At 61.5% G+C, this 504-nt stretch carries 1 pseudogene; it reads right to left on the reverse strand.

Annotated features, from left to right (window positions below):
• Positions 1–253 precede the first annotated feature (253 nt).
• Positions 254–504 (reverse strand): annotated as a pseudogene (locus ACFPOB_RS29290) (IS110 family transposase); the annotation flags it as partial.

Raw genomic sequence — 504 nt, forward strand, 5'->3', positions numbered from 1 at the left:
AAAAACGTATGGCTCGCCCCGCCTGCAAGGGATTTCTTTCCGGCTCTTCAGTCTGCGCCAACGTATCCGGTCTCGAGGTCGTGCCTCGGCCAAGATGGAGCTTTCGCGCGTACCGATCCTCATAAAGCCGTCGGCGTCTAACGCCATTTTTTTGATCAGGATCACGGCACGCCGTTCGACTGTCAGGCCATCTTTCCAATCCACTCACAGACAACGCTGGCCTGAAGGACGCTCCCCTAAGGCCGAACTCTGATCATCCAGCCGATGGCATCGCCTCCACCTGGAAGGGGCGCCCGCTTCTCAACACGGCCCAGATGATCCTGGCCATCTTCGCCGCGAGCGCGACCACGGCGGTGTTGATATGCGTTCGCGCGAGCAATCCCCGCAGCCATTCGCCGAGCAACGTCCGCCCCTTCGCCAGGGACGGCAATGCCGCTCGCGCGCCGTGGATCAGCATCCTGCGAAGGTAGCCGTTGCCGCGCTTGCTGATCCCGAGAAGCTTAG

Origin of the sequence: Allobosea eneae, assembly GCF_042657265.1 — a bacterium.
GTDB classification, from domain to species: domain Bacteria; phylum Pseudomonadota; class Alphaproteobacteria; order Rhizobiales; family Beijerinckiaceae; genus Allobosea; species Allobosea eneae.